Origin of the sequence: Bacillus vallismortis, from assembly GCF_040784915.1 — a bacterium.
GTDB classification, from domain to species: domain Bacteria; phylum Bacillota; class Bacilli; order Bacillales; family Bacillaceae; genus Bacillus; species Bacillus subtilis_G.
Genome location: NZ_CP160797.1, coordinates 2,828,775 through 2,853,769, shown reverse-complemented (window position 1 = coordinate 2,853,769; position 24,995 = coordinate 2,828,775). Strand labels below are relative to the sequence as shown.

The following is a 24,995-nucleotide window of genomic DNA, read 5'->3' as shown; positions in this document are numbered from 1 at the left end:
AGTTGAGGCAGATGAGAAGCTATGAAAAATCTAAAGCGGCTTTTAAAGAAGCGCAAAAACTCATGCCGGGCGGTGTGAACAGTCCTGTTCGCGCATTTAAATCGGTAGACATGGACCCGATTTTTATGGAGCGCGGAAAAGGCTCAAAAATCTTCGATATTGACGGAAATGAATATATTGATTACGTTTTGTCATGGGGGCCTTTAATTTTAGGCCATACAAATGACCGCGTCGTAGAGAGCCTCAAAAAAGTGGCTGAATACGGGACAAGCTTCGGTGCTCCGACTGAAGTTGAAAATGAACTGGCAAAGCTCGTTATTGATCGTGTGCCATCTGTAGAAATTGTGCGAATGGTCAGCTCCGGAACGGAGGCCACAATGAGCGCTCTCCGTTTGGCAAGAGGCTATACGGGCCGCAACAAGATTGTGAAATTTGAGGGCTGCTACCACGGACACGGCGATTCCCTCTTGATTAAAGCGGGTTCAGGAGTGGCCACTCTCGGTCTGCCTGACAGCCCTGGTGTGCCTGAAGGCATTGCGAAAAACACCGTTACTGTCCCGTACAATGATTTAGAAAGTGTAAAGCTTGCTTTCCAGCAATTCGGTGAAGACATTGCAGGTGTTATCGTTGAGCCGGTTGCCGGAAATATGGGAGTTGTTCCGCCGCAAGAAGGTTTCCTGCAGGGTCTGCGTGATATCACTGAGGAATATGGTTCCCTGCTGATTTTTGATGAAGTGATGACAGGCTTCCGGGTTGATTATAACTGTGCTCAAGGTTATTTTGGGGTAACGCCTGATCTGACTTGTTTAGGAAAAGTGATCGGGGGCGGGCTTCCTGTCGGCGCTTATGGCGGCAAGGCTGAAATCATGGAGCAGATCGCTCCGAGCGGTCCGATTTATCAGGCCGGCACATTGTCAGGCAACCCGCTTGCGATGACGGCTGGCTTAGAAACATTGAAGCAGCTGACACCTGAATCCTACAAGAATTTCATCAAAAAAGGCGACAGGCTGGAAGAAGGCATTTCTAAAGCCGCCGAGGCTCATGGCATTCCGCATACCTTTAACCGCGCAGGTTCAATGATCGGTTTCTTCTTTACAAACGAACCTGTTATCAATTATGAAACAGCCAAATCATCTGATTTGAAGCTGTTTGCTAACTATTATAAAGGGATGGCAAATGCAGGTGTATTTCTTCCGCCTTCACAATTTGAAGGTCTTTTCCTCTCAACGGCCCATACTGGTGAAGATATTGAAAAAACAATCGAGGCAGCTGAGAAAGTATTCGCTGAGATCAGCCGCGGATAAGAGTGAAAATCGGTATCAAGGACATCCTTGTACCGGTTTTTTTCTGTGCTCGCCCACTCATATTTCCCCCAGTTCATACATACACCTTTAGTGACATCTAATTTTAAGGATTAGATGAAAGGAGGATATGAACTTGCCGCAAAATCATCGATTGCAATTTTCTGTAGAAGAATCGATCTATTTCCAAAAAGGACAGGAAGTTTCTGAACTGCTTTCTATTTCATTAGATCCTGACATTAGGGTTCAGGAAGTCAATGATTATGTATCAATCAGAGGATCGCTTGAACTTACAGGTGAGTACAACATAGATCAAAACAAACATACCGAAGAGTTTTATACCGATAAGCGGTTTGTTGAAGAAGTCAGAAAGAGAGAGGATGGGAGCGCGGAACTGACTCACTGTTTTCCTGTGGATATTACCATTCCTAAAAATAAAGTGAGCCATTTACAGGATGTCTTCGTCTTTATTGACGCATTTGACTATCAATTAACGGATTCGCGCATTTTAACGATTCAGGCTGATTTAGCGATCGAAGGGCTTTTGGATGATACGGCAGATAAAGAGCCGGAGATTCCTCTATATGAAGCTCCTGCGGCATTCAGGGAGGAAGAGCTTTCTGAACCGCCGATTCAAAGTGTATTAGAAACGGATGCACCTCCGACAGGGGAAGCAGTTGTAAAGGATGAACCGCTAGCCGAACCGCCAGAACTTTTTGTCTCGAAAGCGGGGCTCCGTGAAGAGCTGGAAACAGAAAAAGCAGAATCTGCACCGACGGAATCAGTTGCTTTAGAACCAGAGGCGCGAGAAGTTGTGAAAGGGAAAGACGATCCAGAGCTTGCAGTGCCGGAAGCAGCGACTCGTGCGGAATTGGAAACAGAAGAAGCTGAGCCAGAATCTGATGCATCGGGAAAAGAGGTTCAAGAGAGTGTTAATGCCAAAAAAGAAACGCCAGAGCCAGCAGCTGCAATAGCAGATGTTCGTGAAGAAGCGGTCTCTCCAGCGGAGGCTCAGCTTCGTGAAAATTCTGGAGCGGAAGAATCACCGGCTTTGCAAGCTGAGCAACATAAAGAGACTGTGATTGCTGAGGAAAAAGCAGAAACACCAGTGGCTCCTATTCTTGAATATGCGTTGCGTCAAGAGGCTCAAAATGAAATAGCAGACCAACCGGAGCACGCTGAGCCCGCACTCCGTCAAGAACCGGAAGAAGCAGACCAACCGGAGCACGCTGAGCCCGCACTCCGTCAAGAACCGGAAGAAGCAGATCAAGCGGAGTACGCTGAGCCCGCACTTCGTCAAGAACCGGAAGAAGCAGATCAAGCGGAGTACGCTGAGCCCGCACTTCGTCAAGAACCGGAAGAAGCAGACCAACCGGAGTACACTGAACCTGAACTTCGTCAAGAAACGGAAAAAGCAGATCAAGCGGAGCACGACGAGTCTGCACTTCGTCAAGAACCGGAAGAAGCAGACCAAGCGGAGCACGCTGAGCCCGCACTTCGTCAAGAAACGGAAAAAGCAGACCAAGCGGAGCATGCTGAGCCCGCACTTCGTCAAGAAACGGAAAAAGCAGATCAAGCGGAGTACACTGAACCTGCACTTCGTCAAGAAACGGAAAAAGCTCCGGAGGCTGTGTCTGAGACCGTTCTGTCCATAGAAGAAAGCAGAACAAAGGAACCAGCGTCAGCTGCATATGTGGAGAATGACGAATCCGTTTTACACCTTCATTTCAATCAAAAAGCCAGCTCGGAGGAGACACCTCGAGAAGAGCTTACACCAGTATACCGTACCTTCCTGTCCGAACAAGAAGAGGAAGATTCTTTTTATTCAGCGCCAAAACTGCTGGAAAAGGAAGAACAAGAGGAAGAAAGCTTTGAAATTGAAGTGAGAAAAACACCTCCGGCTGAAGAGCCTGAGAAAGAAACACCTTTTCATTCCTTCCAGCTGCCTGAGACCTCTGAGACAGAAAGGAAGGAAGCGGATGATGTTCCTAAAGTTGCTCCTGCTGCTAAAACAAAGGAACCTCAAACAAAGGAAAGTGATAATTCTCTTTATTTAACAAAACTCTTTACGAGAGAAGAGGATGAGTTTTCGAGAATGAAAATATGCATTGTTCAGCAGGAAGATACGATCGAACGTTTATGCGAACGGTATGAAATTACTTCCCAGCAGCTGATCAGAATGAATTCATTAGCCTTGGACGATGAATTGAAAGCAGGACAGATCCTCTATATTCCGCAATATAACAACAGCCATGCGTAAGCCGTAAGCGATCGGAAAATGTGGTGAATGGAATGGAAGATACCCAATCGGTTCTTCAGGAGTACGGACTGACTGCTCAATTTATTGAGCCTGTCAGTCCTCTTGTGTGGAAAGTGTATACAGACTACGGCGTATTTGCCCTGAAAAAATTGAAATCGGTTTGCGGCAAACAGTTTACAGATCACATGGTGGCGATAGAGGAAAAAGGTTTTCGTTCATTTGTACCCGTTTACAGAACAAATAGCGGAGAGTTTTTCTCAGCCGGCTTACAATCAGGAGATTCCTATTATTTAATGCCTTGGCTTCAATTTGACCAGGAGGAAGAACGGGATCAGAAACATGATTATTTATTTAGAGAAACAGCCCGTCTTCACGAGAGAACCGCGCAGGAAATGAAGGTCAGACGTGATGATATTGAACGTTATTACGGACAAACGAAAAAAAAGTGGGAACATGATAAAATTTTCTATGAACAGTTTGTAGACAGAGCTGAGAAGGAATGGTACCTTTCCCCTTTTGAACTGCAGGCCGCAACCTATTTTTCAGAAACCATTTCCGCGGTGAACTTTGCACTGGAGCGGATAGAGGACTGGTATGAGTCGGCTAAAGAAAAGGGTGTCTCAAGGGTTGTCATGAACCACGGCAGTCTGTCTATTCACCATTTTCTATATAATGATGCCGGGACAGGGTATTTGACAAACTTTGAAAGAGCGTCTGTCGGCCCGCCGCAAAACGATTTGCTCGGTTTTTATACAAAAATGTTCAGGGGCTTTCCAAAAGCTTGTCCGGAATGCGTCGAATGGTTTTATGCATATACGAAATCATTCCCTTTGCGTGAAGCGGAAGTCAGCCTTTTTCTTAGCTATATGGCATACCCGGCAGCCATGTACAAGGTGCTCAACCGTTATCAAACAGGGAAAAGGCAACTTGAAAAAGATGAATGTACACAATTATTAAAGGCTTACTGGCAAATGAAAAATATAGAGCCTTTTGTGATGAAGATTCATCAGATTGAACAAGAGAAAAAATTCCAGGCTGAAAACGAGTCCACGTCTTAATGGCGCGGACTTGTTTGTTTATATCCATTCTAAATGAAGGGCGCAAGCTAAAAAGATTAGGATTGCGAGCAGCAAAACATCAAAGGTTGTCGGAAAGAAAATGGTTCTGATTCCTTGAAAAATTGTAATGGGTATAATCACTTGCGTGGATACAAGCCGAATTTGTTTGACCCACGGCGGCAGCGAATAAGAGCTGAAACGTTTCTTCACGGTGCATCCTCCTCTACGCATTTACAAGCATCATATGTAAACTTGGGCAATAGGTGCCTGCCTATCTGTATATAAAGCGGCGTTTTTGGAAAAGATGATTGACGAATCAAAAACACTTTTACTATAATAAAGAACATAAATAATGTATATAATGAGCTGATAAATACACCTGCTTAGAACGGGAAGAGTACAAAAAAGGCGCATGCAGAGAGAGAAGCCGTTTGCTGAAAGGCTTCTTATGTTGTCTGATTGGAAGGTCGCCCGGGAGCATAATTTCTTGAAAGAAGAGTAGAGAAATTCGGGAAACACCCGTTATCCGTTGTAAGTGCATGAACTGATTAGAGTTCATGAAAAAAGGTGGTACCGCGAAAGAGCTTTTCGTCCTTTTATAGGGATGAAGAGCTCTTTTTTCGTTCTCAGTCATTTTTAAACATGCTGGAGGGTTATCATGGAAACGAATGAACAAACAATGCCGACGAAATACGATCCGGCAGCGATTGAAAAAGACCGATATGATTTTTGGCTGAAAGGCAAATTTTTTGAAGCGGGCAGTGACCAGACAAAAGAGCCGTATTCTGTTGTCATTCCGCCGCCGAACGTAACAGGAAGACTTCACCTTGGCCACGCGTGGGACACAACGCTGCAAGACATTGTAACAAGAATGAAACGCATGCAGGGCTATGATGTGCTGTGGCTTCCGGGTATGGACCATGCCGGCATCGCGACACAGGCTAAAGTGGAAGCGAAACTTCGTGAAGAAGGCACATCCCGCTACGATTTGGGCCGCGAGAAATTCCTCGAAGAAACGTGGAAGTGGAAGGAAGAGTATGCTGACTTTATTCGCAGCCAGTGGGCGAAATTAGGCCTTGGCCTTGATTATTCCCGTGAACGTTTCACGCTGGATGAAGGCCTAAGCAAAGCGGTTCGTGAAGTTTTCGTTAAGCTTTATAAAAAAGGCTTGATCTACAGAGGCGAATATATTATTAACTGGGACCCTGCGACAAAAACAGCCCTATCCGACATTGAGGTCATTTACAAGGATGTTCAGGGCGCGTTCTACCATATGAGCTATCCGCTCGCTGACGGTTCAGGCTCAATTGAAATTGCGACGACACGTCCTGAAACGATGCTCGGTGATACAGCCGTTGCCGTTCACCCTGAAGATGAGCGCTATAAGCACCTGATCGGAAAAACGGTGATCCTGCCAATTGCAAATCGTGAAATCCCGATTGTCGGTGATGACTACGTTGATATGGAGTTTGGTTCAGGTGCTGTGAAAATTACGCCTGCTCATGATCCGAACGATTTCGAGCTTGGCAACCGCCACAATTTAGAACGCATTCTTGTCATGAATGAAGACGGAACGATGAATGAAAATGCTTTGCAATATCAAGGTATGGATCGTTTTGAATGCCGCAAAAAGCTCGTAAAAGATTTACAGGAGGCAGGAGTTCTCTTCAAAATCGAGGATCATATGCACTCTGTCGGCCATAGTGAACGAAGCGGGGTTGTTGTTGAGCCATATCTTTCTACACAATGGTTTGTGCGCATGCAGCCGCTTGCTGATGAAGCGATTGAGCTGCAAAAGAAAGACGAGAAAGTCAACTTTGTGCCTGACCGTTTCGAAAAAACGTATTTACACTGGATGGAAAATATCCGCGACTGGTGTATTTCCCGTCAGCTGTGGTGGGGCCACCGCATTCCGGCTTGGTATCATAAAGAAACGGGCGAGTTATATGTCGGGCTTGAAGCGCCTGAGGACAGCGAAAATTGGGAACAGGATACAGACGTACTGGATACATGGTTCAGTTCTGCGCTCTGGCCTTTCTCCACGATGGGCTGGCCTGATGTAACAGCTGAAGACTTTAAACGCTACTACCCGACAGACGTTCTCGTGACAGGGTACGATATCATTTTCTTCTGGGTGTCACGCATGATTTTCCAAGGCATTGAATTTACAGGCGAGCGCCCGTTCAAAGATGTTTTAATCCACGGCTTAATCCGTGACGAGCAAGGCCGGAAAATGAGTAAATCTCTTGGCAACGGTGTCGATCCGATGGATGTCATTGACAAGTACGGAGCCGATTCTCTGCGTTATTTCCTTGCGACTGGAAGCTCTCCTGGCCAGGATCTGCGCTTCAGCTATGAAAAAGTGGAATCGACTTGGAATTTTGCCAATAAAATTTGGAATGCCTCCCGTTTTGCATTAATGAACATGGATGGCATGACATACGATGAGCTTGATCTGTCAGGCGAAAAATCAGTTGCTGACAAGTGGATTTTAACGCGATTAAATGAAACGATCGAGCACGTGACGCAGCTTGCTGATCGATATGAATTCGGTGAAGTCGGCCGCCATTTATACAACTTTATTTGGGACGATTTCTGTGATTGGTATATTGAAATGGCGAAGCTTCCTCTTTACGGAGAAGACGAAGCGGCTAAGAAAACAACCCGTTCCATCCTTGCTTACGTACTGGATCAAACGATGCGCCTGCTCCATCCGTTTATGCCGTTCTTAACGGAGGAAATTTGGCAGCACCTTCCTCACCAAGGCGAATCCATTACAGTAAGCCAATGGCCTGTTGCAGTACCGGAGCATACCGATACTGAAGCGGCAGCTGACATGAAGCTTCTTGTTGAGCTGATTCGTTCTGTGCGCAATATCCGCAGTGAAGTCAATACGCCAATGAGCAAGCAGGTTGAACTGTATATTAAAACAAGCACAGACGAAATAGCAGCCCGTCTTGAAGCGAACCGTTCATACGTTGAACGCTTTACGAATCCGAGCGTACTTAAAATCGGCAAGGATATCGAGGCCGTTGATAAGGCGATGACGGCTGTTGTTTCAGGAGCAGAGGTTATTCTTCCGCTTGAAGGCTTAATTAATATTGATGAAGAAATTGCTCGTCTGCAAAAAGAATTCGATAAGCTGACAAAAGAAGTCGAGCGCGTCCAAAAGAAACTTGGAAATGAAGGATTTATGAAAAAAGCGCCTGCGCACGTAATTGATGAAGAGCGTGAAAAAGAAAAAGATTATGTGGCAAAGCGTGACGCTGTTCAAAAACGAATGGCTGAGCTGAAGGGCTAATGAGAAACCGCCTTGTCTTATAAAAGAGGGGATTACCATTGTTTAGTGCATATGAAGAAGCGCGCAGCTGGATTCACGGGCGGCTGAAATTCGGTGTGAAGCCCGGACTCGGCCGAATGGAGCAGCTGATGGCGCGGTTAGGGCATCCTGAAAAGAAAATCCGCGCGTTCCACATCGCAGGAACAAACGGTAAAGGATCAACTGTCGCTTTTATCCGTTCTATACTGCAAGAAGCCGGATATACGGTTGGAACGTTTACGTCACCTTATATCATTACGTTTAATGAACGGATCAGCGTTAACGGGACACCGATTTCAGATGAGGAATGGACAGCACTTGTCAATCAGATGAAACCGCACGTTGAAGCGCTTGATCAAACGAAATACGGACAGCCGACCGAATTTGAAATTATGACGGCGTGTGCGTTTTTATATTTTGCTGAGTTTCATAAGGTCGACTTTGTTATTTTTGAAACAGGTCTAGGCGGTAGATTCGATTCTACGAATGTGGTTGAACCGCTTTTAACAGTGATTACAAGCATCGGGCACGATCATATGAACATTTTAGGAAACACCATTGAAGAAATTGCAGGAGAAAAGGCCGGAATTATTAAAGAAGGTATTCCAATCGTTACAGCTGTTACCCAGCCGGAAGCCTTACAGGTCATACGTCATGAAGCTGAACGACATGCTGCGCCGTTTCAGTCATTACATGATACATCTGTTATTTTCAATGAACTGGCTCTGCCTGCCGGAGAACAGTTTTCATTTAAAACGGGCGAGAAGTGCTATGACGATATTCGGACATCTCTGATCGGCACCCATCAAAGACAAAATGCGGCTTTGTCCATTTTGGCTGTTGAGTGCCTCAATAGGGAGAAGATTGTTCATATCAGTGATGAAGCGTTAAGAAGCGGGCTGGTAAAGGCTGCTTGGCCGGGACGATTAGAGCTTGTTCAAGAACATCCGCCGGTATATTTAGACGGTGCACATAACGAAGAAGGCGTTGAAAAGCTGGCGGAAACGATGAAACAGCGTTTCCCTGATTCCCGCATTTCTGTGGTGTTTAGCGCGTTAAAGGACAAACCGTATCACGATATGATTAAGAAATTGGAAACCATAGCGCATGCGATTCATTTTACTTCTTTTGATTTCCCGCGTGCTTCTTTTGCAAAAGATCTCTATGATGTAAGTGAAATCAGCAATAAAAGCTGGGATGAAGATCCGGACAATGTGATCGAATTCATAGAAAGCAAAAAGGGCTCAAATGAAATTGTGCTGATTACCGGATCGCTCTATTTTATTTCTGACATTCGCAAAAGGTTAAAATAATAGGTCTAGCCCCGGCAGTATCGAAAATGAGATTTTGCCGGGGCTTTTTACGCGTAAAATCGAAAATTCCCGATTAGAGTTTAGGCGCTCATTCTGCTACAATCCATGCCAGTATCTTGTAAAGGTGTGTTGTCTATGCTTCCCATTCTATTTATCCTCGGGCTGATCCTTGGCTCGTTTTATTATACGGCCGGGTGCCGTATCCCCTTGCGTATATCTATTGTCAAGCCTCGTTCAGCATGCTCGTTTTGCCGGCGGACATTAACTCCCGCAGAATTAATTCCCATCCTGTCATTCCTTTTCCAAAAAGGCAAATGTAAAAGCTGTGGGCATAGAATTTCTTTTAAGTATCCTGCGGCAGAGCTTGTGACAGCGTGTTTATTTGCCGCTGCAGGAATACGCTTTGGCCCGTCTCCGGAGCTGTTTCCCGCTGTTGTGTTTACCTCTCTTCTTATCATTGTTGCAGTGACAGATATTCATTTTATGCTGATTCCAAATCGAATATTGATTTTCTTTCTCCCCTTTTTAGCGGCAGCCAGATTGATTTCTCCGCTTGATTCCTGGTATGCCGGCCTGTTAGGTGCGGCAGCCGGATTTCTTTTCCTGGTCTTAATTGCCTTACTCACCCATGGGGGAATAGGGGGAGGAGATATTAAATTATTTGCGGTGATTGGCTTCGTGCTTGGTGTGAAAGTGCTGGCAGCTGCCTTTTTCTTTTCTATTTTGATAGGTGCAGTGTATGGAGCGGCAGCCGTCCTGACTGGAAGACTCGCCAAAGGGCAGCCGCTTCCCTTTGCCCCCGCAATTGCGGCAGGGAGCATTTTAGCCTATTTATACGGCGACTCTATTATTTCTTTTTATATGAAGGTGGCATTGGGCTGACCGCTGAAAAATTTGACGAACGTTTTTTGGACAAGACGACAAAAGTCTTGTTCTTTTTTTTTTCGCCTGTGCTAAAGTGTGTAGCATGAAAAGCCGACATGAACGGTCAAGCAAACAAAGGGAGGAAGCGGAATTGAAAAAAAGGAAGAATAAAAAAAACAATAAAGCCGCAGAAAAAGCCCTCAAGGTGACGATTAATGGAAAAGAAGAGACGGTTTACGAACAAGAAACGCCTGAAACTGAGATGGAAAAAAACATGACATTTTCAAATTGGGAGGAAAAGAGAAAAGCAGAACAAGAGGTCGCGGCATCCCATGAACATCCTGATGAAGATGAATTTAACTGGAATTCCGAAGAGGACAAGGTGTTTAAAGAGGATCCAAAAGTCGTTCCGCCCTATCAAAAGAAGAAAACAAAGCTGTATGCAAAAGGAAAAGCGGGGACGGCCAAACCCGTAAAAAGAGTGGCGGCGACGATTGCCTTTGCAGCTGTCATAGGCACCGGATTAGGCTTATTCGCGTTGAACATCTCGGGCAATAAAGAAGCGTCAGCCCCGGCCTCTTTAGATGATTCACTAGGCAGCCAAACGGCAAAAGCCGGAGATGCTTCTGCTGATAAACAAAGCTCAGGCGCAGAAAAACCGGCGGCACCAGCTGAAGGTACATATGAAACATACGCTGTACAAGCCGGAAAATTCTCAAATGAAAAGGGTGCCGAAACGTTAACAGAACAACTGACCGAAAAAGGTTATTCCGCAGTGTCACTGTCAAAGGATGACGGGTATACGTATGTCATCGCAGGTTTAGCCAGTGATAAGGACGTGTCACAGCAATTGGGGCAGCTTTTAATCGACAGTGATTTTGAAGCCTGGGGAGGCAAGGAGCTTTCCTTATCAATAGAGTCAGATATGACAGATTCTTTCAAGGAAACAGCTGAGCTTGCAGCAAAGGCGATTCTCGGCGAAGACATTACAAAAGCGAGTGTAGAAAAAATAGAAAAGTCGCTTGGTAAAACAGAAGCATCAGGAGAAGGAGAGAAAAAAGCGATTTTGCAGGCATTAAAGGAATTAGAGGACCCAAGTGCTGAAGCCGGGTGGAAGGCTCAGCAGCAGCTGTTAGCCGTCATTAAATAAGAGAAAGTACCTGAGCCTTCGTCCTTTAGCGACAGGCTTTTTTTATTTTGTCATGAAAAAGTTATTTTTCTGAAATTGTGACAAGCCTCATGATTTGATAGGATAAACGAGTATCTTTTTTTCTTAAGCAAACCCTGAAAGGATGACGAACATGACAAAGCCGCTAATACTTGCTTCACAATCTCCACGCAGGAAAGAACTCCTCGATCTTCTCCAGCTGCCCTACTCCATTATTGTCAGTGAAGTAGAGGAAAAATTAAATCGAAACTTTTCACCAGAAGAAAACGTCCAATGGTTGGCAAAACAAAAAGCTAAGGCTGTATCTGATCTCCACCCGCATGCAATCGTTATCGGCGCTGATACAATGGTATGCCTAGACGGCGAATGTCTCGGCAAACCGCAAGATCAAGAAGAAGCTGCTTCTATGCTGCGGAGGCTTTCAGGCCGAAGTCATTCAGTAATCACCGCGGTCAGTATACAAGCTGAAAATCACAGCGAGACGTTTTATGATAAGACAGAAGTTGTGTTTTGGCCCCTCAGTGAAGAAGAGGTTTGGACTTATATTGAAACAAAAGAGCCGATGGATAAAGCAGGTGCATACGGCATCCAAGGAAGAGGCGCGCTTTTTGTAAAGAAAATAGACGGAGATTATTATTCAGTCATGGGACTGCCTATATCAAAAACGATGAGAGCTCTTCGCCATTTTGATATAAAGGCATGACGGTTCTATAAACGGGAAGGGAAAGAAAAGGAGTGCTTGATCATACACGATCTGCCATTAAAACTTAGAGATTTCCCAACGAAAGATAAGCCAAGAGAACGGCTTCTGAAAGTCGGAGCCGAGAACTTAGCCAATCATGAACTTTTGGCTATATTATTACGGACAGGCACGAAACACGAATCTGTTATGGACCTGTCAAACCGGCTCCTGCTCACTTTTGACGGACTGCGTCTGCTGAAAGAAGCATCAGTTGAAGAGCTGTCGAGCATCCCGGGAATCGGTATGGTAAAAGCGGTTCAAATACTGGCGGCAGTTGAGCTTGGAAGCCGTATTCATAAATTAGCCAACGAAGAACATTTCGTCATTCGCTCCCCGGAAGACGGCGCAAATCTTGTCATGGAGGATATGCGCTTTTTAACCCAGGAGCATTTTGTCTGTTTATACTTAAATACAAAAAACCAAGTCATCCATAAACGCACCGTATTTATCGGAAGCCTGAATTCATCTATTGTCCACCCGCGGGAGGTGTTTAAAGAAGCGTTTAAACGATCTGCCGCTTCCTTTATCTGTGTTCATAATCATCCTTCTGGAGATCCGACGCCGAGCAGGGAAGATATTGAAGTGACAAGACGCCTGTTTGAATGCGGAAACCTGATTGGCATCGAGCTGCTTGACCATTTGGTGATCGGGGATAAAAAATTTGTGAGTTTAAAGGAAAAAGGATATTTGTAACACTTTTTTTTTCGTCGAATTAAGCTATAATAGAGTTTATGAGTTTTTCCCTTTAGGGTATTTTTGCTTTAAGAAAGGAAGATACATACATATGTTTGGAATTGGTGCAAGAGACCTTGGTATAGATCTTGGAACTGCGAATACGCTTGTTTTTGTAAAAGGAAAAGGAATTGTCGTGAGAGAGCCGTCAGTAGTCGCTTTGCAAACGGATACGAAGTCGATTGTTGCTGTCGGAAATGATGCAAAAAATATGATCGGACGGACACCGGGCAACGTGGTGGCCCTTCGCCCGATGAAAGACGGCGTTATCGCTGATTATGAAACAACGGCTACAATGATGAAATATTACATCAATCAAGCCATTAAAAATAAAGGCATGTTTGCCAGAAAACCATATGTCATGGTTTGTGTCCCATCAGGCATTACAGCTGTTGAAGAACGCGCTGTCATCGATGCGACAAGACAGGCCGGAGCGCGTGACGCGTATCCGATTGAAGAGCCGTTTGCCGCAGCAATCGGAGCCAATCTGCCGGTTTGGGAACCGACTGGAAGCATGGTAGTTGATATCGGAGGCGGTACGACAGAGGTTGCGATTATTTCCCTTGGCGGCATTGTAACGTCACAGTCAATCCGCGTAGCCGGTGATGAGATGGATGATGCGATTATCAACTACATCAGAAAAACGTACAACCTGATGATTGGTGACCGTACGGCTGAAGCGATTAAAATGGAGATCGGATCTGCAGAAGCTCCTGAAGAATCCGATAAAATGGAAATCCGCGGACGCGATTTATTGACAGGTCTGCCGAAAACAATCGAAATTACAGGAAAAGAAATTTCTGGTGCTCTGCGCGACACTGTATCTACAATTGTGGAAGCGGTGAAGAGCACACTTGAAAAAACACCGCCTGAGCTTGCAGCTGATATTATGGACAGAGGCATTGTGTTAACCGGCGGCGGAGCGCTTCTTCGCAACTTGGACAAAGTCATCAGCGAAGAAACAAAAATGCCGGTCCTTATCGCCGAAGACCCGCTTGATTGTGTAGCGATCGGAACAGGAAAAGCACTGGAGCACATCCATCTTTTCAAAGGGAAAACTAGATAATCGGGAGTTCAATAGAAGAGGTGTAACACGATGCCGAATAAACGGTTAATGCTATTACTTCTGTGTATTATCATATTGGTGGCTATGATTGGATTTTCGCTGAAGGGCGGCCGCAATACCACCTGGCCTGAGAAAGTGATCGGCGATACGACGGGAGTATTTCAAAATATTTTTCATACGCCTGCCGAATTTTTTGCAGGGATATTTGAGAACATTAATGATTTAAAAAACACATACAAAGAAAACGAGCGTCTGAGAGAGAAGCTTGACGGACAGACACAATATGAAGCCAAACTTCAAGAACTTGAAGAAGAAAACAAATCCTTGCGTGACGAGCTTGGCCATGTCAATTCGATTAAAGATTACAAGCCGATTTTAGCGACGGTCATTGCCAGAAGCCCAGACAATTGGGCGAAACAGGTCACCATTAATAAGGGGACTCAGCAAAACGTAGCGAAAGATATGGCTGTTACAAACGAAAAAGGCGCATTAATCGGCAAGATCAAAAGCTCCGGACTTAACAATTTTACGTCTGCTGTTCAGCTTTTAAGCGATACTGACCGCAATAACAGAGTCGCGACGAAAATTTCCGGAAAAAAAGGCGGCAAAGGCTACGGATTGATCGAAGGCTATGACAGAGACAAGAAACGGCTTAAGATGTCAATTATTGAGCGCAAGGATAAACAAGACGTGAAAAAAGGCGATCTTATTGAAACATCTGGAACAGGCGGAGTTTTCCCAGAGGGGCTGACAATCGGTGAAGTGACGGATATTGAGTCGGATTCCTATGGATTAACGAAAGTTGCTTATGTAAAACCTGCGGCTGATCTTACCGATTTAAATAATGTGATCGTTGTTAACCGTGATGTGCCGACAGTCGATACAGAGGAGGAAGGATCGTGAAACGTTTCCTTCTCCCTTTCGTTATGATGCTTGTTTTTTCTGCGGAAAGCATTTTTACAGATCTGGTGCATTTTCCGTTCGTTACAGATGATCAGGTGCTTGTCCCGCGTTTTCTGATGCTAGTATTGATATTCATGTCGGCTTTCATCAATCAAAAACACGCGATGATTTACGGATTTATTTTTGGCCTTCTATATGACATGAACTATACAAGTCTATTAGGCGTTTATATGTTTGGGTTTGCCGGGTTATGCTATTTGGCTTCAAAAGCGTTTAAAGTACTGCATACAAACGCATTTGTGGTAATATTAATAGCTGTTCTCGCTGTCTGCGTGCTCGAGTTTTTCGTGTTCGGCATCCAGTCTTTGATTCATAAAGACATCATGACGTTTAACGGATTTGTGCTTGACCGGTTTATACCGACAGTTTTATTAAATATTGCAGCCGCTCTTATTCTGGTTCTGCCATTTAGATTATTTTTTATGAGTCTAAAGAAAGAATTGAGAGATGAGTAAAAAGGATTTTATCTTTTTTTGACGAAATAAGTATGTTGTTGAGGTGATATTGTGAAGACCAAAAAGCAGCAATATGTAACAATAAAAGGAACAAAGAACGGGTTAACATTGCATCTGGATGATGCGTGTTCTTTTGATGAGCTTCTCGATGGTCTTCAGAATATGCTGTCAATTGAACAATATACGGATGGTAAAGGCCAGAAAATCAGCGTCCATGTTAAGCTGGGAAATCGCTTTTTATATAAAGAGCAAGAGGAACAGCTGACCGAGTTGATCGCGTCAAAGAAGGATTTGTTTGTTCATTCTATTGACAGTGAAGTCATTACTAAAAAAGAAGCACAGCGTATGAAAGAGGAAGCTGAAATTATTTCTGTTTCAAAAATTGTCCGATCAGGCCAAGTGCTGCAGGTGAAAGGCGACTTGCTCCTGATCGGTGATGTGAATCCCGGCGGAACAGTCAGGGCCGGAGGGAACATTTTTGTTCTGGGCTCACTGAAAGGTGTCGCGCACGCGGGATTTAACGGAAATAATCAAGCGGTCATCGCTGCCTCTGAAATGCTGCCGACACAATTAAGAATCAATCATGTGTTAAATCGCTCCCCAGACCACATTCAAAAAGGGAACGAAATGGAATGTGCTTACTTAGATACAGACGGAAATATGGTCATTGAACGCCTTCAACATTTGGCTCATTTAAGACCTGATCTAACAAGGCTTGAGGGAGGAATGTGAATTGGGTGAGGCTATCGTAATAACTTCGGGAAAAGGCGGAGTAGGTAAAACGACAACATCTGCGAATCTCGGTACCGCCTTAGCCATTTTAGGGAAGCGTGTATGCTTAGTAGATACTGATATAGGGCTGCGCAACCTAGATGTTGTAATGGGGCTTGAAAATAGAATTATTTACGATCTTGTAGACGTTGTAGAGGAAAGATGCAAAATGCATCAGGCGCTCGTAAAAGACAAACGTTTCGATGATCTGCTCTATTTAATGCCTGCTGCTCAAACGAGCGATAAGACGGCTGTTGCTCCTGAACAAATTAAAAATATGGTCCAACAGCTCAAACAGGAATTTGATTATGTCATCATAGACTGTCCTGCCGGAATTGAACAAGGATACAAAAATGCCGTTTCCGGAGCTGATAAAGCAATTGTGGTCACAACGCCTGAAATCTCAGCTGTTCGTGATGCTGACCGTATTATAGGGCTGCTGGAGCAAGAGGAAAACATTGAACCGCCGCGGCTCGTTGTAAACAGAATCAGAAATCACCTGATGAAAAACGGTGATACGATGGACATCGACGAAATTGTACAGCATTTGTCGATCGATTTGCTCGGAATCGTGGCTGATGATGATGAAGTCATTAAAGCTTCCAACCATGGCGAACCGATTGCAATGGACCCGAAAAACCGCGCTTCCATTGCATATCGCAATATTGCCCGCCGCATTTTAGGCGAATCTGTTCCTTTGCAGGTGCTTGAAGAGCAAAACAAAGGAATGATGGCTAAGATTAAGTCGTTTTTCGGAGTAAGATCTTAATGTGATAGAATCAAAGACAAGAATCTGACAAAGCAAATGCTGTGTCAGATTTTTTTGTTTTTGTCTGCTTTGTGCTTGAGTAAGAGTAAAATGAATATTTGCCCTGGACAAGACATATGATGTACAAACCCAACGAATGCAAAGGATGATGGCAATGAGTCACAGAGCAGATGAAATCAGAAAACGATTAGAGAAAAGAAGAAAACAGTTTTCCGGCTCAAAACGTTTCTCTACTCAGACAGTTTCTGAAAAACAGAAACCCCCGTCTTGGGTAATGGTAACGGATCAGGAAAAGCATGGAACTCTTCCGGTCTATGAAGATAACATTTCGAAATTCCACGGAAAACACCCTTTGGTTAAAACAGATTCAATTATCCTAAAATGTCTTCTGTCGGCCTGCCTTGTTCTCGTTTCCGCCATAGTCTATAAAACGAATATGGGACCCGTCAGCCAGATTAAACCCGTCGTTGCCAAAACCTTCGAAACTGAATTTCAATTTGCCTCAGCAAGCCATTGGTTTGAAACGAAATTTGGCAATCCGCTTGCTTTTCTGGCTCCTGAACATAAAAATAAGGAACAGCAGATCGCAGTGGGACAAGATCTGATCGCGCCTGCATCCGGGAAAGTGCAGCAGGATTTTCAGGACAATGGGGAAGGGATTAAAGTTGAAACAAGCAGCGATACAATTGATAGCATAAAAGAAGGCTATGTAGTTGAAGTCAGCAAAGACAGCCAGACGGGACTGACAGTTAAGGTGCAGCATGCTGACAACACCTATAGTATTTATGGCAAGCTCAAAGATGTCGAAGTTGCGTTATATGATTTTGTAGATAAAGGCAAAAAGCTCGGTTCGATTAAACTGGATGATCATAATAAAGGGGTCTATTATTTCGCCATGAAAGACGGCGATAAATTTATTGATCCGATTCAGGTGATTTCATTTGAATAAATGGCTCGACCTTATCTTGAAAATTCATGTGCATCCTTTTCTTTGGATTATCGCTGCGCTGGGGCTAGTCACAGGCCATATGAAAGCATTGTTATGCCTGCTTCTGATTGTGCTGATCCATGAGCTGGGGCATGCTGCTCTGGCCGTGTTTTTTTCTTGGAGAATCAAGCGAGTTTTTTTGCTGCCGTTTGGCGGGACGGTTGAAGTGGAAGAGCACGGGAATCGGCCGTTAAAGGAAGAGTTTGCGGTGATTATTGCCGGTCCTCTTCAGCACATCTGGCTTCAGTTTGCAGCCTGGATGTTTGCAGAATTCTCATTGATTCATCAGCATACCTTTGAACTCTTCACCTTTTATAACCTTTCTATTTTATTTGTCAATCTGCTGCCGATCTGGCCTCTTGATGGCGGAAAGCTGTTATTTTTGTTGTTTTCCAAGCAGCTTCCCTTTCAAAGAGCTCACAGGCTGAATTTAAAAACATCGCTCTGCTTCTGCCTGCTGCTTGGGTGTTGGGTTTTATTTGTGGTTCCTCTGCAAATCAGTGCATGGATTTTGTTTGTCTTTCTGGCTGTTTCTTTGTTTGAGGAATACAGGCAAAGGCACTATATCCATGTGAGATTTCTGCTTGAACGGTATTACGGAAAAAACCGTGAGCTCGAAAAACTGCTGCCGCTCAATGTAAAGGCAGAGGACAAAGTCTATCATGTGATGGCCGAGTTCAAGCGCGGCTGCAAACATCCGATTATTATAGAGAAATCAGGGCAGAAACTCAGTCAGCTTGACGAGAATGAAGTGCTGCATGCTTATTTTGCCGATAAGCGGACGAATTCCTCCATGGAAGAACTGCTGCTGCCTTACTAAAATGGTTTGACAAACGTCTTGTGTTTTGGTATATTTTTTAATGTTATGGATGTAGCACCATTGCTACAACCGCTCAGTACAGGTGTTAAGAGCTTAAAGCCCCCTGGTATCTGGCGAGTCTTAGTCTAATAGGAGGTGCAGAGAATGTACGCAATCATTAAAACAGGCGGTAAACAAATCAAAGTTGAAGAAGGCCAAACTGTTTTCATCGAAAAACTTGCTGTTGAAGCAGGTGAAACAGTTACTTTTGAAGACGTTTTGTTTGTTGGCGGAGACAACGTGAAAGTCGGCAACCCTACAGTTGAAGGCGCGACAGTAACGGCTAAAGTTGAAAAACAAGGCCGCGCGAAAAAAATCACTGTTTTCAGATACAAAGCAAAGAAAAACGTTCATAAAAAACAAGGTCATCGTCAGCCTTACACTAAAGTGACGATCGAAAAAATCAACGCGTAAGCATGATTCAGGCAACAATCAGAAGGTCTCATGATAAAGGCATATTGTCTTTTGAAATGACAGGCCATGCGAATTTTGCTGAACATGGACAAGATCTTGTTTGTGCCGGAGTAACAGCCGTTGTGTTTGGAGCTGTTAACGCAGTCATTGTGCTCGCGGGCTTCGAGCCGCTTCTTGATATAGGGGAGGACGGGGGTTATTTTTACTTTGAATTCCCTGAATCACTTGATCCGGAGGCGCGCCAAAAAGCTCAGCTGCTGATTGAAGGCATGATTGTTTCGTTGGAGACAATTGAACGGGATTACAAAGATAACTTGCGTGTGACCACAAACATAATATAGGAGGTGAGCTACATGCTTAGATTAGATCTTCAGTTTTTCGCTTCTAAAAAAGGAGTAGGTTCTACAAAGAACGGACGTGACTCTGAGTCTAAACGTTTAGGTGCTAAACGTGCTGACGGTCAATTCGTAACAGGCGGTTCTATCCTTTACCGTCAACGCGGAACAAAAATTTACCCAGGTGAAAACGTGGGCCGCGGCGGAGATGACACTCTATTTGCGAAAATCGACGGAACTGTTAAATTCGAACGTTTCGGCCGTGACCGCAAAAAAGTGAGCGTATATCCTGTAGCTCAATAATGATTCAAAAAACTCCGGTCGATGACTGGAGTTTTTTTTGCAATAATGCGGAGTAAACACCAAGAATGAAATGCAGAGTATGTGCGAGCAGACCCCGCCAAGAATGAGAATAAACGTCTCAAACCCACTGGATATGTTCCCCAAGCAGTAATACATAAAATGTTCTGCCTGGCTGCAAATCAACCTTAGCCAGAAAAAAAGGAACATGATATTTCTGGGAAAAACAATTGTTTTTCTAATAAAGCCTTCTCTGTTATAATTCATAATACACACTTATACAGACTCCTAAATAAGAAATTAAATGATTGGGAGTGCGAAAATGAAGGATGTTTCAAAAAAACAAGAAGAAAATATAAACGACACGGCATTAACAAATGAACTGATTCATCTGCTTGCCCATTCCCGGCATGATTGGATGAATAAGCTGCAGCTGATTAAAGGAAACTTAAGCTTGCAGAAGTATGACCGCGTCTTTGAAATGATTGAAGAAATGGTTATAGACGCAAAGCACGAATCAAAGCTCTCAAACCTGAAAACACCGCACTTGGCGTTTGATTTTCTTACGTTTAATTGGAAAACCCATTATATGACACTTGAATATGAAGTTCTTGGAGAAATTAAGGATTTATCGGCTTATGATCAAAAGCTGACGAAACTGATGAGAAAGCTGTTCTATCTGTTTGATCAAGCAGTCAGCAGAGAGAGCGAAAATCATTTAACGGTTTCACTGCAAACGGATCATCCTGACAGACAGCTCATTCTGTATCTTGATTTTCACGGCGCTTTTGCCGATTCATCTGCTTTTGACGATATTCGGCAAAATGGATATGTGGACATTGATATCTTGCGTTTTGAGATCACAAGTCACGAATGTATGGTTGAAATTGGGTTGGACTAGCGGAGTTTTTAACGGTTTAGAACGGAGGACATTATGTTTATAGATCAGGTGAAAGTTTATGTAAAAGGCGGCGACGGCGGCAACGGAATGGTTGCGTTTCGCCGTGAAAAATATGTGCCGAAGGGCGGCCCTGCCGGCGGTGATGGGGGAAATGGAGGAGACGTTGTTTTTGAAGTGGACGAAGGTCTCCGCACCCTGATGGACTTTAGGTACAAAAAACACTTTAAAGCGATTCGCGGCGAGCACGGCATGTCCAAAAACCAGCATGGGCGAAATGCCGATGATATGGTTATTAAAGTTCCGCCAGGCACCGTTGTGACAGATGATGATACAAAGCAGGTCATTGCTGATTTAACAGAGCACGGGCAGCAGGCTGTCATCGCAAGAGGCGGAAGAGGAGGAAGAGGGAATACCCGCTTTGCTACGCCGGCTAATCCCGCGCCTCAGCTTTCAGAAAACGGCGAGCCGGGAAAAGAGCGTTATATTGTTCTTGAATTAAAAGTGCTAGCGGATGTCGGCCTTGTCGGGTTCCCGAGTGTGGGAAAATCCACTTTGCTGTCTGTTGTCTCATCTGCAAAACCGAAAATTGCGGACTATCACTTTACAACGCTTGTCCCGAATCTCGGCATGGTTGAAACGGATGACGGACGCAGCTTTGTTATGGCCGATTTGCCTGGACTGATTGAAGGCGCACACCAAGGCGTCGGACTCGGCCACCAGTTTTTGCGCCATATTGAACGGACACGGGTTATTGTTCACGTTATTGATATGTCCGGATTGGAAGGCCGCGATCCATATGAGGATTATGTCACGATTAACCAGGAACTGAGCGAGTACAATCTGCGTCTCACTGAACGTCCGCAAATTATCGTTGCAAATAAAATGGACATGCCGCAGGCTGCGGAAAACCTGGAAGCCTTTAAAGAAAAGCTGACGGATGATTACCCGGTATTCCCAATCAGTGCGGTGACAAGAGAAGGTCTTCGCGAGCTTCTGTTTGAAGTCGCCAATCAGCTGGAGAACACGCCGGAATTCCCGCTGTATGACGAGGAAGAGCTTACACAAAACCGTGTCATGTACACGATGGAGAATGAAGAAGTGCCATTTAACATTACACGGGATCCAGACGGTGTATTTGTGCTTTCAGGAGACAGTCTTGAGAGGTTATTCAAGATGACTGATTTCTCCCGTGATGAATCGGTTAAACGGTTTGCAAGACAGATGCGCGGAATGGGTGTTGATGAAGCGCTCAGAGAACGCGGAGCCAAGGATGGAGATATTATCAGGCTTCTGGAATTCGAATTTGAATTTATTGATTAATGATGACTGAGAGGAGAGCCTGGATGTCAGGCTCTCTATTTTAAAGGGGGGATGCAAATGAAAGAGGAGACATTTTATCTTGTCCGTGAAGATGTATTGCCCGATGCGATGAGAAAAACATTGGAAGTCAAAAAGCTGCTTGATCGAAAAAAAGCAGATTCAGTGGCAGATGCCGTTCAAAAGGTGGATTTAAGCAGAAGCGCGTTTTATAAATACAGAGATGCTGTTTTTCCGTTCTACACTATGGTTAAAGAACAAATTATCACACTTTTCTTTCATTTGGAGGATAGGTCAGGCGCGTTATCTCAGCTCCTGCAGGCGGTAGCTGATTCTGGAAGCAACGTTCTTTCCATTCACCAGACCATACCGCTTCAAGGCAGGGCGAATGTGACACTGTCTATCAGTACGTCTGCAATGGAAGAGGACATTCATACGTTAATGAATAAACTCAGGAAGTTTGATTTTGTAGAAAAGGTTGAAATATTAGGTTCAGGTGCATAAGGGAGAGAATATCGTCATGAAAGTCGGTTATTTAGGTCCAGCAGCAACATTCACACATCTAGCAGTTAGTTCTTGTTTTCAAAACGGCGCCGAACATGTTGCCTACCGCACCATACCGGAGTGTATAGATGCGGCAGTTGCAGGCGAAGTTGATTTCGCTTTTGTTCCTTTAGAGAATGCATTAGAAGGATCGGTCAATTTAACGATAGACTATTTAATACATGAACAGCCCTTGCCAATCGTGGGTGAAATGACGTTGCCGATTCATCAGCACTTGCTCGTCCATCCTTCAAGAGAAAATGCATGGAAAGAGCTCGACAAAATTTACTCGCACTCACACGCGATCGCGCAATGCCATAAATTTCTCCATCGTCAATTTCCTTCCGTACCTTATGAATACGCTAATTCAACCGGAGCGGCAGCGAAATTTGTCAGTGACCATCCCGAGCTGAATATCGGGGTAATTGCCAATGACATGGCCGCTTCTACATACGAATTGAAAATCGTGAAACGAGATATACAGGATTACAAGGATAATCATACAAGATTTGTTATCCTGTCTCCTGATGAAAACATATCATTTGAAGTGAATTCAAAATTGAGTTCAAGGCCCAAAACGACACTGATGGTAATGCTTCCGCAGGATGATCAATCTGGGGCGCTGCACAGAGTGCTGTCTGCATTTTCTTGGAGAAACTTAAACTTGTCGAAGATTGAGTCACGTCCGACGAAAACCGGATTAGGCCACTATTTCTTTATTGTTGATATTGAGAAAGCGTTTGATGAGGTATTGATTCCAGGTGCCATGCAGGAGCTCGAAGCGCTCGGCTGTAAAGTGAAACTTCTTGGTGCATATCAGTCTTACCAATTATAAAAAAAGCCCGTAAAGGGCTTTTTTTAATCTTTAATTAAAATGCCGGCCTCCTCGAGTGCTTGGCAGGCTTGGTCGATACGATATTCATCGGGTGCTGTCAGTGTATGAAGATGCACGCCGTCAGTCAGTTGTGATAAATAGGCGGCATTCGTAGAATTGATTTTTTTAATGAAATGGCTAACTTCCTTCCGAGTGCCTACTTGGATGGCTGCAGTTAAATCTCCGTATACTGGATGTTCGATTTTTACGTCTTTTACGGCAACACCTTCGTCCACGATGATTTGCAGTTCCTCTTCTGTCCGTTCAGGACCGTGCAGGCAAGCTATGATTCTTTCTGCCTGCTGGTGCTGCTGAGCGGCTGCATCCATGTACACATATCCTTGGCTTGTGGCGATAATTGGTTCATTTTTCGCTTTCAAGAGCGATATATCCTGAACAATTACCTGTCTTGAAACGTTCGCTTTTTTTGCGAGTTCTCCTCCTGTCAGCGGTGATACGGATTCCTTCAGCCACAGAAGAAGCTGGTCACGCCTGTTGGCGCCCATGAGCTTTAATTCTTCGGTCAATATCAAATTCTCCTTTCTTTTGTTCCCAAAGCGCTGTAAACGTATGTAATAACTTATCCAGCTGTTCAGCCGTTGTATGCCTTCCAAAAGAGATGCGGATAAATTGCAGGGCTTCTTGTTCTGTTTTTCTTAATGCTTTCATCGCTTCAGACGGCCCGTGATAACCGGCGGAACAAGCGCTGCCCGTTGAAATGCAAATATTACTCCGATTACATTCTAACATAACATATTGTCCTTCAAATGAGTGAAAAAAACACCCGACAATATGGGGAAGACATTCCGTTTGTGAAGTGTCAGCCGCAAGGGACACAGGGAGAGACCGAATGCTGATTTGGTCTAAAAAGTATGTTCTTAATGTCTCATTGCGGGATATCTGTTTATCCATTTCGCTTATAATCAGCTCTGCAGCGGCAGTGAAGGCTCCGATCCCGGGAACATTCACCGTGCCGGCTCTGAATCCTTGTTCGTGAGCGGTAAGAGGGTAAACGGGTTTCCAAGGCACTCCTGGCCGAATATAGACCGCACCCACTCCTTTAGGTCCATGGACTTTATGGCTGGACACTGAGAGTGCAGCCACCCCCAGTTGTTCTGTATGAATCGGGATTTTTCCAAACGTTTGCACAGCATCGCAATGGAGAAGAATGTCCTGTTCGTGCAGATAGGAAGACAGTCGTTGAATAGGCTGGATGATCCCGGTTTCAGAATTGGCATGCTGAATAGAAACCAGGCCTGTTTCCGGGCGGATATGAGCTGCTAATATTTCCTCGGTAATAAGACCGTATTCATTCGGTTCAATGATTGTTACATCGAATCCGTGCTGTTCCAGAAAAGCTGCACAGTTGTGAATGGACTGATGTTCCATGGCAGTCGTAATAAAATGTCTTTTTGTTTTTGGCAGGCCGTTTAGCAATGATTGAATGGCCAGAAAATTGGATTCCGTGCCGCCGCTGGTAAAATAGATGCCACTTGCATCTCCGCCAATGATGTCAGCGATTTTTTCACGGCAGTACTCCAGTATGTGCTTTGCTTTTCCTCCTGCGTCATGCAGGCTGCTTGCATTTCCGTACATATCCATACTGAGCTTTTGATATACGTTAAGGGCTTCCTCACAAATAGGCGTTGTCGCTGCATAATCTAAATAAATCATCCGGTCGTC

At 44.5% G+C, this 24,995-nt stretch carries 26 protein-coding genes, 2 pseudogenes and 2 other annotated features; of the genes and pseudogenes, 24 read left to right on the top strand and 4 right to left on the bottom strand.

Translation table 11 applies throughout. The annotated features are described in order from the left end of the window. Nucleotides 1–11 precede the first annotated feature (11 nt). The 4 genes and pseudogenes from hemL to cotN all read left to right on the top strand — a co-directional run bounded on the left by hemL (nt 12) and on the right by cotN (nt 4,619). A complete protein-coding gene (hemL, locus tag ABZM97_RS14075; protein WP_087992326.1) occupies nt 12–1,304 on the top strand; it encodes a glutamate-1-semialdehyde 2,1-aminomutase in 1,293 nt (430 codons plus the stop codon). A 133-nt stretch (nt 1,305–1,437) separates the two neighbouring features. Further along, nucleotides 1,438–2,649: pseudogene (locus ABZM97_RS14070) on the top strand (morphogenetic spore protein (stage VI sporulation)); the annotation flags it as partial. A 747-nt stretch (nt 2,650–3,396) separates the two neighbouring features. Beyond that, nucleotides 3,397–3,561 (top strand): LysM peptidoglycan-binding domain-containing protein, encoded by a 165-nt coding sequence (locus ABZM97_RS14065; RefSeq protein WP_230939517.1) that lies wholly within the window; start codon nt 3,397–3,399, stop codon nt 3,559–3,561. A 32-nt stretch (nt 3,562–3,593) separates the two neighbouring features. Then, on the top strand, nt 3,594–4,619 hold the full coding sequence (gene cotN / locus ABZM97_RS14060) for a spore coat protein CotN (RefSeq protein ID WP_202327032.1): 1,026 nt from the start codon (nt 3,594–3,596) through the stop codon (nt 4,617–4,619). Between the two features lie 18 nt (nt 4,620–4,637). On the opposite strand, the gene ABZM97_RS14055 is transcribed toward cotN, so the two are convergent. Beyond that, nucleotides 4,638–4,829 (bottom strand): hypothetical protein, encoded by a 192-nt coding sequence (locus ABZM97_RS14055; protein ID WP_202327033.1) that lies wholly within the window; start codon nt 4,827–4,829, stop codon nt 4,638–4,640. A gap of 165 nt (nt 4,830–4,994) precedes the next feature. Next, nucleotides 4,995–5,218, top strand: a binding site (T-box leader). Nucleotides 5,219–5,277: 59 nt separating this feature from the next. Between ABZM97_RS14055 and valS the strand changes: the two genes are divergently transcribed. The 16 genes from valS to rpmA all read left to right on the top strand — a co-directional run bounded on the left by valS (nt 5,278) and on the right by rpmA (nt 19,680). Continuing rightward, nucleotides 5,278–7,920, top strand: coding sequence for a valine--tRNA ligase (valS, locus tag ABZM97_RS14050; protein ID WP_253268453.1), 2,643 nt, complete (start codon nt 5,278–5,280; stop codon nt 7,918–7,920). A 38-nt stretch (nt 7,921–7,958) separates the two neighbouring features. Beyond that, nucleotides 7,959–9,251 (top strand): folylpolyglutamate synthase/dihydrofolate synthase family protein, encoded by a 1,293-nt coding sequence (locus tag ABZM97_RS14045; protein WP_202327044.1) that lies wholly within the window; start codon nt 7,959–7,961, stop codon nt 9,249–9,251. A gap of 135 nt (nt 9,252–9,386) precedes the next feature. Then, the gene (locus ABZM97_RS14040; RefSeq protein WP_202327046.1) at nt 9,387–10,133 is read left to right on the top strand and encodes an A24 family peptidase; all 747 of its coding nucleotides are present in this window, start codon (nt 9,387–9,389) and stop codon (nt 10,131–10,133) included. A gap of 133 nt (nt 10,134–10,266) precedes the next feature. Continuing rightward, nucleotides 10,267–11,265, top strand: coding sequence for an SPOR domain-containing protein (locus ABZM97_RS14035; RefSeq protein ID WP_202327048.1), 999 nt, complete (start codon nt 10,267–10,269; stop codon nt 11,263–11,265). A 151-nt stretch (nt 11,266–11,416) separates the two neighbouring features. Then, the gene (locus ABZM97_RS14030) at nt 11,417–11,986 is read left to right on the top strand and encodes a Maf family nucleotide pyrophosphatase (protein WP_087992318.1); all 570 of its coding nucleotides are present in this window, start codon (nt 11,417–11,419) and stop codon (nt 11,984–11,986) included. A gap of 36 nt (nt 11,987–12,022) precedes the next feature. Next, nucleotides 12,023–12,718 carry a DNA repair protein RadC gene (gene radC / locus ABZM97_RS14025; protein WP_087992317.1) on the top strand — a complete coding sequence of 232 codons (696 nt, stop codon included), beginning with the start codon at nt 12,023–12,025 and terminating at the stop codon, nt 12,716–12,718. Nucleotides 12,719–12,809: 91 nt separating this feature from the next. Further along, nucleotides 12,810–13,823: a cell shape-determining protein MreB gene (gene mreB, locus ABZM97_RS14020; RefSeq protein WP_087992316.1), complete on the top strand. Its 1,014-nt coding sequence runs from the start codon at nt 12,810–12,812 to the stop codon at nt 13,821–13,823. Nucleotides 13,824–13,853: 30 nt separating this feature from the next. Beyond that, entirely contained in the window at nt 13,854–14,726 is an 873-nt protein-coding gene (mreC, locus tag ABZM97_RS14015; RefSeq protein ID WP_087992315.1) for a rod shape-determining protein MreC, read from the top strand. Then, on the top strand, nt 14,723–15,241 hold the full coding sequence (mreD, locus tag ABZM97_RS14010) for a rod shape-determining protein MreD (protein WP_087992314.1): 519 nt from the start codon (nt 14,723–14,725) through the stop codon (nt 15,239–15,241). Before mreC ends, mreD begins: the two co-directional genes overlap by 4 nt. A 51-nt stretch (nt 15,242–15,292) precedes the next feature. Further along, nucleotides 15,293–15,973: a septum site-determining protein MinC gene (gene minC / locus ABZM97_RS14005; RefSeq protein ID WP_087992313.1), complete on the top strand. Its 681-nt coding sequence runs from the start codon at nt 15,293–15,295 to the stop codon at nt 15,971–15,973. Nucleotide 15,974: 1 nt separating this feature from the next. Beyond that, nucleotides 15,975–16,781, top strand: coding sequence for a septum site-determining protein MinD (gene minD, locus ABZM97_RS14000; protein ID WP_367386889.1), 807 nt, complete (start codon nt 15,975–15,977; stop codon nt 16,779–16,781). Between the two features lie 154 nt (nt 16,782–16,935). Further along, nucleotides 16,936–17,730: a stage IV sporulation protein SpoIVFA gene (gene spoIVFA / locus ABZM97_RS13995; RefSeq protein ID WP_087992310.1), complete on the top strand. Its 795-nt coding sequence runs from the start codon at nt 16,936–16,938 to the stop codon at nt 17,728–17,730. Then, nucleotides 17,723–18,589 carry a stage IV sporulation intramembrane metalloprotease SpoIVFB gene (gene spoIVFB / locus ABZM97_RS13990; RefSeq protein ID WP_087992309.1) on the top strand — a complete coding sequence of 289 codons (867 nt, stop codon included), beginning with the start codon at nt 17,723–17,725 and terminating at the stop codon, nt 18,587–18,589. The genes spoIVFA and spoIVFB overlap by 8 nt, the downstream gene beginning before the upstream one ends. Before the next feature lie 57 nt (nt 18,590–18,646). Next, nucleotides 18,647–18,720: a sequence feature (ribosomal protein L21 leader region), on the top strand. 13 nt (nt 18,721–18,733) lie between these two features. Continuing rightward, nucleotides 18,734–19,042 carry a 50S ribosomal protein L21 gene (rplU, locus tag ABZM97_RS13985; RefSeq protein WP_087992308.1) on the top strand — a complete coding sequence of 103 codons (309 nt, stop codon included), beginning with the start codon at nt 18,734–18,736 and terminating at the stop codon, nt 19,040–19,042. A 2-nt stretch (nt 19,043–19,044) separates the two neighbouring features. Next, entirely contained in the window at nt 19,045–19,383 is a 339-nt protein-coding gene (locus ABZM97_RS13980) for a ribosomal-processing cysteine protease Prp (RefSeq protein ID WP_003229669.1), read from the top strand. Between the two features lie 12 nt (nt 19,384–19,395). Then, nucleotides 19,396–19,680, top strand: coding sequence for a 50S ribosomal protein L27 (rpmA, locus tag ABZM97_RS13975; protein WP_003152662.1), 285 nt, complete (start codon nt 19,396–19,398; stop codon nt 19,678–19,680). A 118-nt stretch (nt 19,681–19,798) separates the two neighbouring features. Here the strand turns inward: rpmA and ABZM97_RS13970 are convergent. Beyond that, nucleotides 19,799–19,937, bottom strand: a pseudogene (locus tag ABZM97_RS13970) (hypothetical protein). 62 nt (nt 19,938–19,999) lie between these two features. On the opposite strand from ABZM97_RS13970, the gene spo0B reads away from it, so the two are divergent. The 4 genes from spo0B to pheA are packed head-to-tail and all read left to right on the top strand — an operon-like array spanning nt 20,000 to nt 23,273. After that, nucleotides 20,000–20,578, top strand: a complete 579-nt coding sequence (spo0B, locus tag ABZM97_RS13965; protein WP_087992307.1) for a sporulation initiation phosphotransferase Sop0B — start codon at nt 20,000–20,002, stop codon at nt 20,576–20,578. Between the two features lie 33 nt (nt 20,579–20,611). Further along, nucleotides 20,612–21,898: a GTPase ObgE gene (gene obgE / locus ABZM97_RS13960; RefSeq protein WP_087992306.1), complete on the top strand. Its 1,287-nt coding sequence runs from the start codon at nt 20,612–20,614 to the stop codon at nt 21,896–21,898. 57 nt (nt 21,899–21,955) lie between these two features. Continuing rightward, nucleotides 21,956–22,399, top strand: coding sequence for a transcriptional regulator ThrR (gene thrR / locus ABZM97_RS13955; RefSeq protein WP_003222630.1), 444 nt, complete (start codon nt 21,956–21,958; stop codon nt 22,397–22,399). Between the two features lie 16 nt (nt 22,400–22,415). Further along, entirely contained in the window at nt 22,416–23,273 is an 858-nt protein-coding gene (pheA, locus tag ABZM97_RS13950; protein ID WP_087992305.1) for a prephenate dehydratase, read from the top strand. Nucleotides 23,274–23,296: 23 nt separating this feature from the next. Here the strand turns inward: pheA and ABZM97_RS13945 are convergent, their stop codons facing one another. Beyond that, nucleotides 23,297–23,839 (bottom strand): transcription repressor NadR, encoded by a 543-nt coding sequence (locus ABZM97_RS13945; RefSeq protein ID WP_087992304.1) that lies wholly within the window; start codon nt 23,837–23,839, stop codon nt 23,297–23,299. Further along, nucleotides 23,799–24,986 (bottom strand): IscS subfamily cysteine desulfurase, encoded by a 1,188-nt coding sequence (locus ABZM97_RS13940; RefSeq protein ID WP_202327050.1) that lies wholly within the window; start codon nt 24,984–24,986, stop codon nt 23,799–23,801. Before ABZM97_RS13940 ends, ABZM97_RS13945 begins: the two co-directional genes overlap by 41 nt. Nucleotides 24,987–24,995 lie beyond the last annotated feature (9 nt).

Bases quoted from the DNA above. Each gene is read 5' to 3' on its own strand.
- mreB (WP_087992316.1), top strand. From the start codon at position 12,810: ATGTTTGGAATTGGTGCAAGAGACCTTGGTATAGATCTTGGAACTGCG.
- cotN (WP_202327032.1), top strand. From the start codon at position 3,594: ATGGAAGATACCCAATCGGTTCTTCAGGAGTACGGACTGACTGCTCAA.
- rplU (WP_087992308.1), top strand. From the start codon at position 18,734: ATGTACGCAATCATTAAAACAGGCGGTAAACAAATCAAAGTTGAAGAA.
- spoIVFA (WP_087992310.1), top strand. From the start codon at position 16,936: ATGAGTCACAGAGCAGATGAAATCAGAAAACGATTAGAGAAAAGAAGA.
- ABZM97_RS14040 (WP_202327046.1), top strand. From the start codon at position 9,387: ATGCTTCCCATTCTATTTATCCTCGGGCTGATCCTTGGCTCGTTTTAT.
- rpmA (WP_003152662.1), top strand. From the start codon at position 19,396: ATGCTTAGATTAGATCTTCAGTTTTTCGCTTCTAAAAAAGGAGTAGGT.
- ABZM97_RS14030 (WP_087992318.1), top strand. From the start codon at position 11,417: ATGACAAAGCCGCTAATACTTGCTTCACAATCTCCACGCAGGAAAGAA.
- thrR (WP_003222630.1), top strand. From the start codon at position 21,956: ATGAAAGAGGAGACATTTTATCTTGTCCGTGAAGATGTATTGCCCGAT.
- obgE (WP_087992306.1), top strand. From the start codon at position 20,612: ATGTTTATAGATCAGGTGAAAGTTTATGTAAAAGGCGGCGACGGCGGC.
- valS (WP_253268453.1), top strand. From the start codon at position 5,278: ATGGAAACGAATGAACAAACAATGCCGACGAAATACGATCCGGCAGCG.
- hemL (WP_087992326.1), top strand. From the start codon at position 12: ATGAGAAGCTATGAAAAATCTAAAGCGGCTTTTAAAGAAGCGCAAAAA.
- mreC (WP_087992315.1), top strand. From the start codon at position 13,854: ATGCCGAATAAACGGTTAATGCTATTACTTCTGTGTATTATCATATTG.
- spo0B (WP_087992307.1), top strand. From the start codon at position 20,000: ATGAAGGATGTTTCAAAAAAACAAGAAGAAAATATAAACGACACGGCA.
- ABZM97_RS14065 (WP_230939517.1), top strand. From the start codon at position 3,397: ATGAAAATATGCATTGTTCAGCAGGAAGATACGATCGAACGTTTATGC.
- pheA (WP_087992305.1), top strand. From the start codon at position 22,416: ATGAAAGTCGGTTATTTAGGTCCAGCAGCAACATTCACACATCTAGCA.
- ABZM97_RS13980 (WP_003229669.1), top strand. From the start codon at position 19,045: ATGATTCAGGCAACAATCAGAAGGTCTCATGATAAAGGCATATTGTCT.
- ABZM97_RS13940 (WP_202327050.1), bottom strand. From the start codon at position 24,986: ATGATTTATTTAGATTATGCAGCGACAACGCCTATTTGTGAGGAAGCC.